13 protein-coding genes and 1 riboswitch are annotated in these 14,060 nt (G+C 71.2%); of the genes, 9 read left to right on the top strand and 4 right to left on the bottom strand.

Annotated elements, in window-relative coordinates; translation table 11 throughout:
- Window positions 1–425 precede the first annotated feature (425 nt).
- The 8 genes from ACH4RG_RS08350 to ACH4RG_RS08315 all read left to right on the top strand — a co-directional run bounded on the left by ACH4RG_RS08350 (window position 426) and on the right by ACH4RG_RS08315 (window position 10,004).
- Window positions 426–1,418, top strand: coding sequence for a LuxR C-terminal-related transcriptional regulator (locus tag ACH4RG_RS08350; protein WP_397921502.1), 993 nt, complete (start codon window positions 426–428; stop codon window positions 1,416–1,418).
- A gap of 175 nt (window positions 1,419–1,593) precedes the next feature.
- The gene (locus ACH4RG_RS08345) at window positions 1,594–3,819 is read left to right on the top strand and encodes a carbon starvation CstA family protein (RefSeq protein ID WP_397921503.1); all 2,226 of its coding nucleotides are present in this window, start codon (window positions 1,594–1,596) and stop codon (window positions 3,817–3,819) included.
- Window positions 3,816–4,019, top strand: a complete 204-nt coding sequence (locus ACH4RG_RS08340; RefSeq protein ID WP_361879017.1) for a YbdD/YjiX family protein — start codon at window positions 3,816–3,818, stop codon at window positions 4,017–4,019. Before ACH4RG_RS08345 ends, ACH4RG_RS08340 begins: the two co-directional genes overlap by 4 nt.
- Before the next feature lie 131 nt (window positions 4,020–4,150).
- Window positions 4,151–4,837 (top strand): hypothetical protein, encoded by a 687-nt coding sequence (locus ACH4RG_RS08335; protein WP_397929215.1) that lies wholly within the window; start codon window positions 4,151–4,153, stop codon window positions 4,835–4,837.
- Window positions 4,838–4,924: 87 nt separating this feature from the next.
- Window positions 4,925–5,437 carry a GNAT family N-acetyltransferase gene (locus ACH4RG_RS08330; RefSeq protein ID WP_397921505.1) on the top strand — a complete coding sequence of 171 codons (513 nt, stop codon included), beginning with the start codon at window positions 4,925–4,927 and terminating at the stop codon, window positions 5,435–5,437.
- 52 nt (window positions 5,438–5,489) lie between these two features.
- Window positions 5,490–5,626: riboswitch (cobalamin riboswitch) on the top strand.
- Between the two features lie 135 nt (window positions 5,627–5,761).
- The gene (locus ACH4RG_RS08325; RefSeq protein ID WP_398539272.1) at window positions 5,762–8,176 is read left to right on the top strand and encodes a ribonucleoside-diphosphate reductase subunit alpha; all 2,415 of its coding nucleotides are present in this window, start codon (window positions 5,762–5,764) and stop codon (window positions 8,174–8,176) included.
- A complete protein-coding gene (locus ACH4RG_RS08320) occupies window positions 8,176–9,192 on the top strand; it encodes a ribonucleotide-diphosphate reductase subunit beta (protein WP_397921507.1) in 1,017 nt (338 codons plus the stop codon). The genes ACH4RG_RS08325 and ACH4RG_RS08320 overlap by 1 nt, the downstream gene beginning before the upstream one ends.
- Before the next feature lie 158 nt (window positions 9,193–9,350).
- Window positions 9,351–10,004 (top strand): hypothetical protein, encoded by a 654-nt coding sequence (locus ACH4RG_RS08315; protein WP_397921508.1) that lies wholly within the window; start codon window positions 9,351–9,353, stop codon window positions 10,002–10,004.
- A gap of 60 nt (window positions 10,005–10,064) precedes the next feature.
- On the opposite strand, the gene ACH4RG_RS08310 is transcribed toward ACH4RG_RS08315, so the two are convergent.
- Window positions 10,065–10,280, bottom strand: coding sequence for a hypothetical protein (locus ACH4RG_RS08310; protein ID WP_397921510.1), 216 nt, complete (start codon window positions 10,278–10,280; stop codon window positions 10,065–10,067).
- Window positions 10,281–10,361: 81 nt separating this feature from the next.
- On the opposite strand from ACH4RG_RS08310, the gene ACH4RG_RS08305 reads away from it, so the two are divergent.
- A complete protein-coding gene (locus ACH4RG_RS08305) occupies window positions 10,362–11,342 on the top strand; it encodes a GlxA family transcriptional regulator (protein ID WP_397921511.1) in 981 nt (326 codons plus the stop codon).
- 44 nt (window positions 11,343–11,386) lie between these two features.
- Here the strand turns inward: ACH4RG_RS08305 and ACH4RG_RS08300 are convergent, their stop codons facing one another.
- The 3 genes from ACH4RG_RS08300 to ACH4RG_RS08290 all read right to left on the bottom strand — a co-directional run bounded on the left by ACH4RG_RS08300 (window position 11,387) and on the right by ACH4RG_RS08290 (window position 14,042).
- Window positions 11,387–12,124 carry a D-Ala-D-Ala carboxypeptidase family metallohydrolase gene (locus ACH4RG_RS08300; protein WP_397929208.1) on the bottom strand — a complete coding sequence of 246 codons (738 nt, stop codon included), beginning with the start codon at window positions 12,122–12,124 and terminating at the stop codon, window positions 11,387–11,389.
- Between the two features lie 168 nt (window positions 12,125–12,292).
- On the bottom strand, window positions 12,293–12,931 hold the full coding sequence (def, locus tag ACH4RG_RS08295) for a peptide deformylase (RefSeq protein ID WP_018959148.1): 639 nt from the start codon (window positions 12,929–12,931) through the stop codon (window positions 12,293–12,295).
- Window positions 12,932–13,046: 115 nt separating this feature from the next.
- On the bottom strand, window positions 13,047–14,042 hold the full coding sequence (locus tag ACH4RG_RS08290; protein ID WP_397929206.1) for a tetratricopeptide repeat protein: 996 nt from the start codon (window positions 14,040–14,042) through the stop codon (window positions 13,047–13,049).
- Between the last annotated feature and the right edge of the window lie 18 nt (window positions 14,043–14,060).

The following is a 14,060-nucleotide window of genomic DNA, read 5'->3' as shown; positions in this document are numbered from 1 at the left end:
GGGTCGGATAACGGAACGCACGCATCGGGAGCTCCTCGAAGATGTAGCGGTGTGTGAATGGCTTGTGACGGCCTGATCCTGTCGCCATCGCCTCCCCGGAGGCCACGGTCTCCGGGTGGCCGGGAGTTGCGGGGCAGCAGGGTGCCAGCTCCGCGGGCGGCCGTACGGGGCCCGCCGCCTGGGACGATGCGGTGGTGGCAGGCAACTGCCAGGCACCTTGCGGCCATTCATGCCCCCGTCGGCGCCCGTCCCGGCCGCGCGGCGGCCTCGGCCTTTCCGGCCACGTGCGGCCGCTCGGGGTCCATCCATCCCGTGGACCTGGTCTATACCTTCACAACAGGTCGGCCCTACACTCGCGCCCGGTGCTGAAGTGGCGTCCCGTACGGGAGTGCGGGGACGGCGTGACATCTGCGGGGGAGCCAGAGATGTTAGAGGTACTGGGGCTGGAAGCACGGACGGAGCTGGTGTACCGGCTCGTTCTGGAGGAGCCGGAACTGCGGCTGGACGAGATCGTGGCGCGGCTCGGGCGGAGCGAGGACGATGTGCGCCGGGCTCTCGACCAACTGGCCGAGCTGTGCCTGCTGGATGACGGCCCTCGCGGTACGGAGCAGGGCCCGCCGGTCTTCCGCGCGCTGGACCCGGCCGCCAGCCTGCCGTTCCTCCTCTCCCGCCGGGAGGCCGAACTGGCCCGGCAGCAACGGGGGCTTGAGATCGCGCGGGACGCGATGTCGGCCCTCACGACGGACCGGGGGCGGCGGGCGGGCGGAGGCTTCGACGTCGTCAAACGGCTGGAGGGGCTCGACGCGGTGCGCGAGCGGCTGACCGAACTGGCCGAGCTGGCCCGGACGGAGTGCCTCTCGCTGCTGCCCGGTGGCGCGCAGTCCCCGGACACGCTGGAGGCCAGCGGGCCGCTGGACCGGCGGGCGCTGGAGCGCGGCGTGCGGCTCCGCAGCATCTATCAGGACAGCTTCCGCAACGACCCCTCGACCCTGCGCTATGTGAACCGGCTGGGCCTGCTCGGCGCGGAGAGCCGTACGCTGCCCACCCTGCCGCTGGTCATGGTCGTGGTCGACGGGGAGGTGGCCCTGGTGCCGCTGGACCCCGACGACGGCCGGGCGGGCGCGCTGGAGTTGCGGAGCAAGGGGGCCGTCGCGGTGGCCCGGCTCCTGTTCGAGCAGCTGTGGGCCACCGCCACCCCGCTCGGCTCCGCTCCCCGCCGCGACGGCAACGGGCTGACCCCGCAGGAGGACGAGTTGCTGTCCCTGCTGGCGAAGGGGCACACGGACGCGACGGCCGCCCGCAGGCTGGGGGTGTCCCTGCGCACGGTGCGCCGGATGAACGCGGAGCTGACGGCCAGGATGCAGGCCCGCAGCAGGTTCCAGGCGGGCGCGGAGGCGGCGCGCCGGGGCTGGATCTGACCGGCCCGAAGGCCGACGTGTCCCGGGTGAACCAAAACGCGGCGGCACCCGTGTCCCCGTGCGATACATCACCGTTGCCGGACCGCAATGCGGACGGGGGGTGACGCTGGGCGGACGCGTCCCCTAGATTTCCTGCCCATTGCACCGGTGATCAGCGAGGGGACGGAGTCACCACATGGCGAACACGCCCGCACCAGCACCATCGGCACCGCAGGCGCCGGGGAAACGGGGCATCTCCCCCAGGTCCGTCGTGGTCTGGAGCCTGGTCGCCCTGGTCGGCGCCATCGGCTGGGCCACCCTCGCGCTCTCGCGGGGTGAGGAGGTCTCCGCCGCCTGGATGCTGGCAGCGGCCCTCGGCTCGTACGCCATCGCGTACCGCTTCTACTCCCGTTTCATCGCCAACCGCGTCCTGAAGGCCGACAGGAACCGCGCGACCCCCGCCGAACGGCTGGACAACGGCGTCGACTTCCACCCCACCGACCGCCGGGTCCTGTTCGGCCACCACTTCGCCGCCATCGCCGGGGCGGGGCCCCTGGTCGGCCCGGTGCTCGCCGCGCAGATGGGCTATCTGCCCGGCACGATCTGGCTCGTCGTCGGCGTCATCTTCGCCGGCGCCGTCCAGGACATGGTGACGCTCTTCTTCTCGACGCGCCGCAATGGCCGTTCGCTCGGCCAGATGGCGCGCGACGAGATCGGCCCGGTCGGCGGGATCGCCGCCCTGGTCGCGGTCTTCATCATCATGATCATCCTGCTCGCGGTCCTCGCGCTGGTCATCGTGAACGCGCTCGCGCACTCGCCGTGGGGCGTCTTCTCCATCGGCATGACGATCCCGATCGCCCTCTTCATGGGCGTCTATCTGCGCACCCTGCGGCCCGGCAAGGTCAGCGAGGTCTCCTTCATCGGCGTCGCGCTGCTCCTCCTCGCGATCGTCTCGGGCGGCTGGGTCGCCGAGTCGTCGTGGGCGGACTTCTTCACGCTCGAGCCGGGCACGCTGGTGATCTGGATGATCGTGTACGGGTTCTTCGCCTCCGTGCTCCCCGTGTGGCTGCTGCTGGCCCCGCGGGACTACCTCTCCACCTTCATGAAGGTCGGCACGATCGGGCTGCTGGCCCTGGGCGTGGTCGTCGCCCTGCCGACCCTGAAGATGCCCGCGGTCACCGACTTCGCCTCCAGTGGCTCGGGCCCGGTCTTCGCCGGCTCGATGTTCCCCTTCGTCTTCATCACCATCGCCTGCGGCGCGCTCTCCGGCTTCCACTCCCTGGTCGCCTCCGGCACCACGCCGAAGATGGTCCAGAAGGAGACGCAGATCCGGATGATCGGCTACGGCGCCATGCTGGTCGAGTCGTTCGTCGCGATCATGGCGATGATCGCCGCCTGCATCATCGACCCCGGCCTCTACTTCGCCATCAACGCACCCGCCGGCGTGATCGGCGACAGTGTCCAGTCCGCCTCCCAGGCCGTGGCCGGCTTCGGCTTCACCATCACCCCGGACGCCCTGGCCCAGGCCGCCAAGGACGTCGAGGAGGCGAGCCTGCTCTCCCGGACCGGTGGCGCGCCCACCTTCGCGCTCGGCATGGCGGAGATCTTCTCCGCGGTGGTCGGCGGGACCGCGATGAAGGCGTTCTGGTACCACTTCGCCATCATGTTCGAGGCGCTCTTCATCCTCACCACCGTGGACGCGGGCACCCGGGTCGGGCGCTTCATGCTCCAGGACATGCTGGGCAACGTCTACAAGCCGTTCCGCGAGGTCAGCTGGAAGCCGGGCGTCTGGTTCGCCAGCGCCGTCGTGGTCGGCGGCTGGGGCTACTTCCTCTGGGTCGGCGTGCACGACCCGCTGGGCGGCATCAACCAGCTGTTCCCGCTCTTCGGCATCGCCAACCAGCTGCTGGCGGCCGTCGCGCTGGCCGTCTGCACCACCCTGCTCGTCAAGTCCGGTCGCCTGAAGTGGGCGTGGGTCACCGCGGTCCCGCTCGCCTGGGACGTGGCGGTCACCCTCACCGCGAGCTGGCAGAAGATCTTCTCCGACGACGTCAAGATCGGCTTCTTCGCCCAGCGCGACAAGTACCAGGCGGGCATCGACGCGGGCGAGGTGCTGGCCCCCGCGAAGAGCATGGACGACATGCGGACCGTCGTCACCAACTCCACCGTCGACGGGGTGCTGAGCGCGCTCTTCGCGCTCCTCATCATCGTGGTGCTCGTGGACGCCGGGCGGGTGTGCTACAAGGCCATCCGCGACCCGGAGAGCGTCAGGCTCCACGAGACGCCCTACGTCGAGTCCAAGCTCGTCGCCCCGGCCTCGCTCTTCGCGACCAAGGAGGAGAAGGCCGAACTGGCCGCCGCCGGGGTCGGCCCCGAGGGCGGCATCCGCAAGGAGGCGGCGGAGACGGGGAGCCGGACATGACGGTCGCGGATGTACGACGGGTGGCCGGACGGATCCGCTGGTACGTCCGTGAGCTGACCGGCGAGTCGACGTACGACCGCTATGTCGCGCACGCGAGGACCCATGATCCGGACACGCCGGTGATGAGCCGTCGCGCCTTCGAACGCAGCCGCATGGACGCCCGCGAGGCGGATCCCCGCGAGGGCTTCCGCTGCTGCTGAGCGCACCGGCCGAAGCTCGGGCCGCCGCACCCCTTCCCGGGCGCGGCGGCCCCTTTTCGCGCCCTCGCACCGGCCCGGGCGCCGCCGAATTCCCGGTGCGCGGAGCCCTCACCGTACGAAAGGATGTGCCCATGACACCGCATCCCCGGCCGCCCCGGCCGCCCCGGCACCGCCCCGTACTCGCGACCTTGGCGCTGGCGCTGAGCCTGGCGGCGGCGACGGGCTGCGGCACCGAGGTGGCGCCCGACGCGGAGGCGGCGCGGAGCGGATCGGCCGACCCCGCGCCCGACCGGGCGGAGCTGGAGGCGCGGGCGCTGGCCGCGCAGACCGTCACGGAGCACGTGTGGGTGACCGAAGTCCCGGGGTACACCCTGGCCCGCCAGTCGGTCGGGGTGATCGGCGACGACGGGTTCGGCAGCGTCTACACCACGCCCGACGGCGGGCAGATCCAGCTGCGGGTGGAGCGCCGGGCACACGCCGGGGCCGACTGCACGAAGGACCCCGCGCCCGCCGGCGGTCAGGAGCCCCTGAAGACGTGCGAGCGGGACGGCGAACAGTGGTACCGGGCCACGGAGTCGGGCCACGCCTACGCGCGGGAGCAGGGCGGACTCGTGGTCACCCTGAGCGGGGCGCCCGAGGAGGTGGACCGGGCGACGCTGCGGTCGGCGGCGCGGGCCGCCCACCGCGCCGACGACCACGAGCTGGACCGGGTGCTGCCGCCTGCCGACGAGACCGCGCGGCGGCAGCCGGTCGAACGCGGCGACCTGCCGCCGGTGGGCGACGGCGCGCCCAACAACGACGTGGGAGCGAGCGGCTGACAGGGGAGCGAGCGACTGACGCGGGAGTGAGTGGCCGACGTAGAGGCGAGTGGCCGACGGAGGAGCTGACGTGGGAGCGAGTGGGTGATGGACCTGACGATCAGGGCGGCGGAGCCCGCCGAGTACGCCGTCCTCGGCGGGATCACCGCCGAGGCGTATCTCGGCGACGGGCTGCTGGACGGCGGCCCGCAGGACCCGTATCTGCTGAAGTTGCGGGCGGTGGAGCAACGCGCGGCCGAGGCCGAGGTCCTCGTCGCGCTCGACGCGGACGGGGCGGTGCTCGGCGGCGTGACGTATGCGGCACCCGGCACCCCGTGGCGCGACATCGCCGGTCCGGACGAGGCCGAGTTCCGGATGCTGGCCGTGGCCCGCGAGGGGCGCGGGCGGGGCGTGGGGGAGGCTCTCGTGCGGGCGTGCGTCGAGCGCGCCCGGTCCGCCGACGGTGTGCGGGCGCTGGTGCTGTCGACACAGTCGGCCATGCTCGGAGCCCATAGGATCTACCGTCGGCTCGGCTTCGCACGGACCCCCGGACGGGACTGGGAACCGGTGCCGGGGCTACGTCTCATGACCTTCCGGCTGGAGCTGGAGGCACCCTCCTGAGGGGCGCGTTGAATCGTCGCGACACAACATGTGGGGGCCGCTTCATCCGGCGGCCCCCACATGTATGCTCGACCTCGCTGTCGCCGCAGGGGAATCCGGTGCGAATCCGGAACTGTCCCGCAACGGTGTGATCGGTGTGCATGTGCACACCCGCAAGTCCGAAGACCTGTCGACAGCGCGTCCGGCTCGACCGAACCGGACGCCATACGTCCGGGTCTCGCGGATAGGCCGGTGGACGCCGTCAGCTGTGCCGCCCTGCCCCGGGTTTCGCGCTGCCCGGCTTCCCCGCCTGCCGCCGGCCCCTGCCGAGCGAGGGAAAGCCCAGTGACCATCGCGCCCGCCGATCCGGTTTCAGCCACCGAATCCGCTGCCTCCACCACGTCCGGAGCAGGCACGAACGACGGACCCGGGACCGCCCTGCTGCGGACCCTGACCGACCTCACCGTCGATCTTCCCGACACCGACCCCGGACGGGTCGCCGCCGCCGCGCTGCGCGGACGCAACGCCCGCTCCGACGAGGCCGAGCTGCGCTCGCTGGCCACCGAGGCGGCCGCGGGGCTCATCTCCGAGGACCCGGCGTACTCCCGGCTGGCCGCCCGGCTGCTGACCCGCACGATCGCGGACGAGGCCGCGGGCCAGGGCGCGACGTCCTTCTCCGCCTCGGTCGCCGTGGGCCACCGCGAGGGCCTGATCGCCGACCGCACCGCCGCGTTCGTCGCGCTCCACTCGGCCGCCCTCGACCAGCTCGTCGACCAGGCCCTGGCGGACGGCGCCGACGACCGCTTCGGCTACTTCGGTCTGCGGACGCTGCACAGCCGCTACCTGCTGCGCCACCCGATCACCCGGCAGGTCATCGAGACCCCGCAGCACTTCATGCTGCGCGTGGCCGCGGGCCTCGCCGAGGACGAGTCGGTGCGGGCGCTGGACGAGGTCGCCGCGCTGTACGGGCTGATGAGCCGGCTGGACTACCTCCCCTCCTCCCCCACGCTCTTCAACTCCGGCACCCGGCACCCGCAGATGTCCTCCTGCTATCTGCTGGACTCGCCGAAGGACGAGCTGGACTCGATCTACGACCGCTACCACCAGGTGGCGCGGCTCTCCAAGCACGCGGGCGGCATCGGTCTGTCGTACTCCCGCATCCGCGCCCGGGGTTCGCTGATCCGGGGCACCAACGGGCACTCCAACGGCATCGTGCCGTTCCTGAAGACGCTGGACGCCTCCGTCGCGGCGGTGAACCAGGGCGGCCGACGCAAGGGCGCGGCGGCGGTCTACCTGGAGACCTGGCACGCGGACATCGAGGAGTTCCTGGAGCTCCGCGACAACACGGGCGAGGACCAGCGGCGTACGCACAACCTGAACCTGGCGCACTGGATCCCGGACGAGTTCATGCGCCGGGTCGACGCGGACACCGAGTGGTCGCTGTTCTCCCCCGCCGATGTGCCCGAGCTGGTCGACCTGTGGGGCGACGCGTTCGACGCGGCCTACCGGGCGGCCGAGGCCAAGGGGCTGGCGCGCAGGACGATTCCGGCGCGTGAGCTGTACGGCCGGATGATGCGGACCCTCGCGCAGACCGGCCAGGGCTGGATGACGTTCAAGGACGCCTCGAACCGGACCGCGAACCAGACCGCCGAGCCGGGCCGCGTCGTCCACTCCTCGAACCTGTGCACCGAGATCCTCGAAGTCACCGACGACGGTGAGACGGCCGTCTGCAACCTGGGGTCGGTCAACCTCGGCGCGTTCGTGGCGGACGGCTCGATCGACTGGGACCGGCTGGACGCCACCGTGCGGACCGCCGTGACCTTCCTGGACCGGGTCGTCGACATCAACTTCTACCCGACCGAGCAGGCCGGGCGCTCCAACTCCCGCTGGCGGCCGGTCGGCCTGGGGGCGATGGGGCTCCAGGACGTCTTCTTCCAGCTGCGCCTGCCGTTCGACTCGCCGCAGGCCCGCGCGCTCTCCACGAAGATCTCCGAGCGGATCATGCTGGCCGCCTACGAGGCGTCCTGCGACCTCGCGGAGCGGTCGGGTCCGCTGCCCGCCTGGTCCGAGACCCGGGCGGCGCGCGGGGTGCTGCACCCCGACCACTACGACACCGAGCTGAACTGGCCGGAGCGCTGGAACGCCCTGCGCGCCCGGATCGCGAAGACCGGCATGCGCAACTCGCTGCTGCTGGCCATCGCCCCGACCGCCACGATCGCCTCGATCGCCGGGGTGTACGAGTGCATCGAGCCGCAGGTCTCCAACCTGTTCAAGCGCGAGACGCTCAGCGGTGAGTTCCTCCAGGTCAACGCCTACCTGGTGGACGAGTTGAAGAAGCTCGGCGTGTGGGACGCCCGCACCCGTGAGGCGCTGCGCGAGGCGAGCGGCTCCGTGCAGGGCTTCGCCTGGATCCCCGACGACGTGCGGGCGCTGTACCGCACGGCGTGGGAGATCCCGCAGCGCGGCCTGATCGACATGGCGGCGGCCCGTACGCCGTTCCTCGACCAGAGCCAGTCGCTCAACCTGTTCCTGGAGACGCCGACGATCGGCAAGCTCTCCTCGATGTACGCGTACGCCTGGAAGCAGGGGCTGAAGACGACGTACTACCTGCGTTCGCGCCCGGCGACCCGGATCGCCCGTGCCGCGTCCGGCCAGGCGGCGGCCGCCGCCCCCATTCCCGTACAGCAGGCGTCGGCTCCCGACGCGGACGCCATCGCCTGCTCCCTCGAAAACCCCGAGTCCTGCGAGGCCTGCCAGTAATGAGCACCGACGACCACAAGAACCTGCTCGACCCGGGCTTCGAGCTGACCCTGCGCCCCATGCGCTACCCGGACTTCTACGAGCGCTACCGGGACGCGATCAAGAACACCTGGACCGTGGAGGAGGTCGACCTCCACTCCGACGTCTCCGACCTCGCCAAGCTGTCGCCGGGCGAGCAGCACATGATCGGCCGACTGGTGGCGTTCTTCGCGACCGGTGACTCGATCGTCTCCAACAACCTCGTGCTGACGCTGTACAAGCACATCAACTCCCCCGAGGCGCGGCTGTACCTGTCGCGGCAGCTCTTCGAGGAGGCCGTGCACGTCCAGTTCTATCTGACGCTTCTGGACACCTATCTGCCCGACCCGGACGACCGGGCGGCGGCGTTCGACGCGGTCGAGGAGATCCCCTCGATCCGCGAGAAGGCCCAGTTCTGCTTCAAGTGGATGGACTCGGTCGAGAAGATCGACCGGCTGGAGACGAAGGCCGACCGCCGCCGTTTCCTGCTGAACCTGATCTGCTTCGCGGCCTGCATCGAGGGGCTGTTCTTCTACGGCGCGTTCGCGTACGTGTACTGGTTCCGCTCGCGCGGTCTGCTGCACGGTCTCGCCACGGGCACCAACTGGGTGTTCCGTGACGAGACGATGCACATGAACTTCGCGTTCGAGGTCGTGGACACCGTCCGCAAGGAGGAGCCGGAGCTCTTCGACGACGCGCTGGAGCAGCAGGTCACCGACATGCTGAGGGAGGCGGTCGAGGCGGAGCTGCAGTTCGGCCGCGACCTGTGCGGTGAGGGCCTGCCGGGCATGAACACCGAGTCGATGCGCCAGTACCTGGAGTGCGTCGCCGACCAGCGGCTCGCCCGCCTCGGCTTCCCGACGGTGTACGGCTCGGAGAACCCGTTCTCCTTCATGGAGCTCCAGGGCGTCCAGGAGCTGACGAACTTCTTCGAGCGCCGCCCGTCCGCCTACCAGGTGGCCGTGGAGGGCTCGGTCGGGTTCGACGACGACTTCTAGACCCTGACGAGGCGGTCCCGGGCACCGGTCGGTGTCCGGGACCTTGCCTGTTGCCGCCGCCGCCCTCCGGGCCCGGCGCGGTGAGGCGGGGCTGTGCCGCCGGTCGGACGGCGTCGAACGTCGCGGACGGAGGCGGACGGCCTTGGGAGAATGCGCCCATGAGCAAGATCGTGAACTACAGCATGGCGAACCGCGGAGAGATCGCGCGATTCCTTCCCGCGAAGGACCTGACCGCCGACGACCTGCAATTGCTGGACAAGATGCGGGAGGCGGCCCGAGCCCGGCAGGACGGTCTGGACCACCAGGGCGTGGACTGGGGGCTGCCGGTGCAGGACGCCCTGGATCAACTCGTCTCCGGGCGTGCCGACTCCCCTGCCGAATGGGCCGGAAGCGCCTACTACGCGGCTCTCCAGATCGTCATCGACCACAACGCCAGTGACATATCCACGCTGGCGAGCTACCGCAGCCCCATCACCGTCTTCACGACTCTGGACGACGAGCTGAGCACGGCGGGCGTCGCGGCCGACCTGCTGCCCAGTCAGTACATCTACAGCGGACCGCCGTCCGAGATCGCCTTCCACGTTCCCCGGCCCCTGGAGGGGTCACCGGAGATCGGGTGCTGGCCGATGCAGAAGGCCGGGCCCGCCATCCAGGCCTACCGCGAGGCGTCGGGCCGGATCGATCCCGAGCTCCGGTACGCACTGACGGAGCTCACCGAGGCCCTTGACGGCTGGTACTCCGAATGGGCCGACGGTGAGGGCTCGTTCTGGTGGGCGGAGGACACCTCCGTCTTCTTCTCCGTCGTCGGCTGAGCCGGCGTCGCCTCCGGAGACGGCCATGCCGGGGCGTGGCCCGACCGGCAAGGCGCTCCCTCAGGCCTTCGCCCAACCCTTCGGGTAGGAGCGCCGCGTGACCTTGTAGGGTCGCGCGGCGCTCCGCGTTTGCGGGGGCCCGGCCGCCCGCCGACCGCGTTCCGCCTCCCGCAGCTGGCGGTCGATGCGGCGATCGCGGGCGACGCCGAGGGCCACGGGCGCGAGGACGAGGGCGAAAAGTGCGGCTACGACCAGGTAGTTCAGGAAGGTGTTCATGCCTCTACTCTGGACCGCCGGTACGAGAAACATCAGTGGCAGGACTGCCATGGGACATCAAATAGCTGCCACACTCGGTCCATGCTGACCAATGTCGCCGCCCTCCTCCTCGATGAGGTCCACCCCTTCGAACTCGGCGTCCTGTGCGAGGTGTTCGGCCTCGACCGCAGCGACGAGGGCCTGCCGGTGCACGATTTCGCGGTGGTCTCCGCCGAGGGGCCCGTCCTGAACACCCACGCGGGCTTCACCATCTCCACGCCGCACGGCCTGGAGCGGCTGGAGGAGGCCGACCTCATCGCCGTGCCGGCGGGCAGCCACTTCGTGCGGCGCGAGTATCCCGAGGAGGTGCTCGACGCCCTGCGCCGGGCCGTCGCGCGCGGCTCACGGGTGCTGAGCGTCTGCTCGGGGGCGTACGTCCTGGGCGCGGCCGGGCTGCTGGACGGCCGCCGCTGCACCACGCACTGGCGGCACGCGGCGGAGCTGTCGCGGCGCTTCCCGAAGGCGGTCGTCGAGCCGGACGTGCTGTACGTGGACGAGGGCGCGGTGATCAGTTCGGCGGGCACCGCCGCCGGGATCGACGCGTGTCTGCATCTGATCCGGCAGGAGTACGGCCAGGAGGCGGCCAACACCCTCGCCCGGCGCATGGTGGTGCCGCCGCACCGGGACGGCGGGCAGGCGCAGTACATCAGCCGCCCGCTGCCCCGGAGCTCGTGCGACACGGTCGGATCGACACTGGCCTGGATGGAACAGCACCTCGACCAGGAGATGAGCGTGGAGCAGCTGGCGACGCTGGCGCACATGTCGCCGCGTACCTTCGCCCGGCGGTTCCAGCAGGAGACCGGAACCACGCCCTACCGGTGGCTGCTGCGGCAGCGGGTGCTGCTGGCCCAGCACCTGCTGGAGACGTCCGAGCTGACGATCGACACGATCGCGGGGCGGACGGGCTTCGGTACGGCGGCGACCCTGCGACACCAGTTCGTACGGGCGCTGGGCACCACACCGAACGCCTACCGCCGCACCTTCCGGGGTCCGGCGACCACCTCCGTGCCCGACGTCGCCTGAGCGCCGCCGGGCACGGTCACCGGCTGCCCGTCGTCCGCGGCGGGTCAGATACCGCAGCTGGGCGCCGACCAGAAGCGGCTGGGGCCCTGGTTGACGTGCACGTGGTCGTTGTGGCCGCTGTAGCCCGGGCCGAGGATTCCCCGGAAGCCGTGGTAGCGGGCCTGCTTGGCCAGCGTGCACAGCGAGTGCGGGGAGGCGCCGAGGTCGACCGCGTCGCCGTACATGTGGCGGCTGTTGGAGGCCCCGCCCACGGCCGCGTTGCAGGAGACGGAGCGGAAGCCGCTGGTGACCCGGATGGACTGGTCACCCAGCGCGTGGCGCAGCGCCTCCAGCTTCCACATGCTGCTCAGCGCGTTGGCCTTGGCCGTGCCCGCCGCGACCTTCCCGCCGGCCCAGGTGCTGTTGCACTTGTTCAGCTCGGGGTACGTGAAGTGGATCGGCGTGCAGTCGTTGTCCTGGAGCGCGTAGAGCTTGGACTGGGTGGCCGGCCCGGCGATCCCGTCGGCGGCCAGGCCGTAGGCCGCCTGGAACCGCTTGACGGCGGCGGTGGTGGCGGGGCCGTACGAGCCGTCGATGGCGAGCACCGCGTTGTAGCCCGGGTAGCCGGCCACCCGGATCTGGAGCTGGGTGACGTCGTTGCCGGTGGCCCCGGCCTTCAGGGTGCGGGTCCAGGTGTAGCAGCCGTCGGCCTGGGCGGTGCCGGCGGTCAGCACCGCACCCCCCAGAGCGAAAGTAATGGTCATGACAAGTCCGAGCAGAACGCGTGCGGTGCGTCTCAGCACAGGGGTCTCCCTCTGAACGTCACGGTCGATGTGCAGGCGAGCCTGGCCCAGACAGCTACGCGCGTCAACTACCCCTGGGGAAACTGCAGTTATCTGCCAGGGGTGGAACGGAAACGAACAGGGACCCGGCACCGGCGAACCGGTACCGGGTCCCCGCAGGGGGCGTCCTCAGGCGTTCGGGACGACCTCGTAACGCGGAGTGCCCTCGTCCATCTGCCGCAACGCGTCCTTGCGCTCCCGCTTGGAGAGCCGGTCGATGTACAGGTAGCCGTACAGGTGGTCCGTCTCGTGCTGGAGGCACCGCGCGAAGTAGCCGCTGCCCCGCACCTTGACCGGATTGCCCTGCGCGTCCTGCCCGCGCACCACCGCGTAGTCGGGGCGGGCGAGCGAGGCGTACGCGGTCGGGACCGAGAGACAGCCCTCGTTGGAGTCGTCCAGCACCCGCGCCTCGGGGGCCAGCTCCTCCAGGACCGGGTTGCAGATGACGCCGGTGTGGCGCACCCCGTCGTCGTCGGGGCAGTCGTAGACGAAGACCTTCAGGTCGACGCCGATCTGGTTGGCGGCCAGGCCGACGCCCTCGGCCGTCTTCTGGCTGGCGAACATGTCGTCGATCAGCCGCGCCAGCTCGTCGTCGAACGCGGTGACGTCCTTGCACTCCTTGTGCAGCACCGGGTTGCCCACGACCGTGATCGGACGGGAGGTGCCGCGCTCGCGGTAGGCCGCCTCGCGCTCCTCGCAGTCCTCCGTGTCGACGAGGAACCCCTCGTCGTCCACTCCGATCCGCCCGTCCGTCTCCTGCTGCGACATGTCCGCCGTACGCCTTCCTGCAAAACCTCAGACTCGGTGACCCGAGCGCCCGGGTACTCGGGGCGCTCGGAGGAACAGCACCGCGATCGGTGCGCGTACAGCCTACGGGCAGAGGTCAGCAGACTTCTTCGAGATCCCGCCACTCGCGGCTGTCCGGGCTGTCGGCGACCCAGCCGTCCAGCAGCCCGCGCACCAGCCCGGCGGGGGCCGCGAGACCGCACTCGCGCTCCGGGACCCACAGGTCTCCGGCGCCCGCGGTGCGGTGGCCCAACGGCCCGGGGTGGCCCGGCTCACTGTGGTCGTGCGGGTCCAGGTGCTCCCCGTCGCCCTCGTCGCTCTCCATCCGGCTCTCCGAGCACGCCCGGCACAGCAGCCGTACGGACGAGGACCAGTCCTCGGCGGCGAACCCGGCGTCCGATGCCAGCTTCTCCAGCGCGTCCCGGTCGTCCTCGGTCGCCGCCTCCAGCAGCACCACCCAGGTCGGCACGGGTGAGGGGGCCCACAGCTCGATCTCGTCGAACACCGGATACGAGGGTCCGGCCGCGGTGACCCGCTCGCCGTTGGGCACCCCGTCGTGCAGGACGACCTCGCCCCAGCGCCGCCCGGAGGACGGCAGCGGGATCGAGAGCACCTCGATCCGGGCCGGGTCGAGCCGACGGCCCCAGACCACCTCGGCCTCGCCCTCCGGCGAGAGCCGCACAGCGGCGCTGCCCAGCTCCATACCGGTCGGCTCGGTGGTGGCCGCGCTGTACTGACCGCCGCCGGGGACCTTCAGGCCGTACGCCTGCCAGGCCCGCCGCGCCAGCGGCCAGTCCTGGAGCGCGGTGGCCGCGATCCCGACGTTCCACCAGTCCGGGGCGCCCGACTCCCGGTCGAGCAGGGCGACGGCCCGCAGGCCCGCCGCCCTCGCCTGCTCCCAGTCGTGCCGGAACTTGTGCAGCAGCGCCAGATTGAACCAGGACTCCGAGAGCCAGGGCTCCAGATCCGCCGCGCGCGTCAGCAGCGCCCCCGCGTCCTCGTACCGGCCGTCGCCGATCAGCGTGAACGCGCGGTCCGTGGCCTGCCGCCAAGAGGCGGACGGCCGATGCCGTACCTTCCCGAAGATCCTCACGATTCCCGCCTGTCCCGA

This window comes from Streptomyces sp. NPDC021019, from assembly GCF_044333295.1.
Lineage (GTDB): Bacteria > Actinomycetota > Actinomycetes > Streptomycetales > Streptomycetaceae > Streptomyces.
This window is presented reverse-complemented; position numbering and strand designations above follow the sequence as displayed.

Bases quoted from the DNA above. Each gene is read 5' to 3' on its own strand.
- ACH4RG_RS08350 (WP_397921502.1), top strand. From the start codon at position 426: ATGTTAGAGGTACTGGGGCTGGAAGCACGGACGGAGCTGGTGTACCGG.
- ACH4RG_RS08345 (WP_397921503.1), top strand. From the start codon at position 1,594: ATGGCGAACACGCCCGCACCAGCACCATCGGCACCGCAGGCGCCGGGG.
- ACH4RG_RS08340 (WP_361879017.1), top strand. From the start codon at position 3,816: ATGACGGTCGCGGATGTACGACGGGTGGCCGGACGGATCCGCTGGTAC.
- ACH4RG_RS08335 (WP_397929215.1), top strand. From the start codon at position 4,151: ATGACACCGCATCCCCGGCCGCCCCGGCCGCCCCGGCACCGCCCCGTA.
- ACH4RG_RS08330 (WP_397921505.1), top strand. From the start codon at position 4,925: ATGGACCTGACGATCAGGGCGGCGGAGCCCGCCGAGTACGCCGTCCTC.
- ACH4RG_RS08320 (WP_397921507.1), top strand. From the start codon at position 8,176: ATGAGCACCGACGACCACAAGAACCTGCTCGACCCGGGCTTCGAGCTG.
- ACH4RG_RS08315 (WP_397921508.1), top strand. From the start codon at position 9,351: ATGAGCAAGATCGTGAACTACAGCATGGCGAACCGCGGAGAGATCGCG.
- ACH4RG_RS08310 (WP_397921510.1), bottom strand. From the start codon at position 10,280: ATGAACACCTTCCTGAACTACCTGGTCGTAGCCGCACTTTTCGCCCTC.
- ACH4RG_RS08305 (WP_397921511.1), top strand. From the start codon at position 10,362: ATGCTGACCAATGTCGCCGCCCTCCTCCTCGATGAGGTCCACCCCTTC.
- def (WP_018959148.1), bottom strand. From the start codon at position 12,931: ATGTCGCAGCAGGAGACGGACGGGCGGATCGGAGTGGACGACGAGGGG.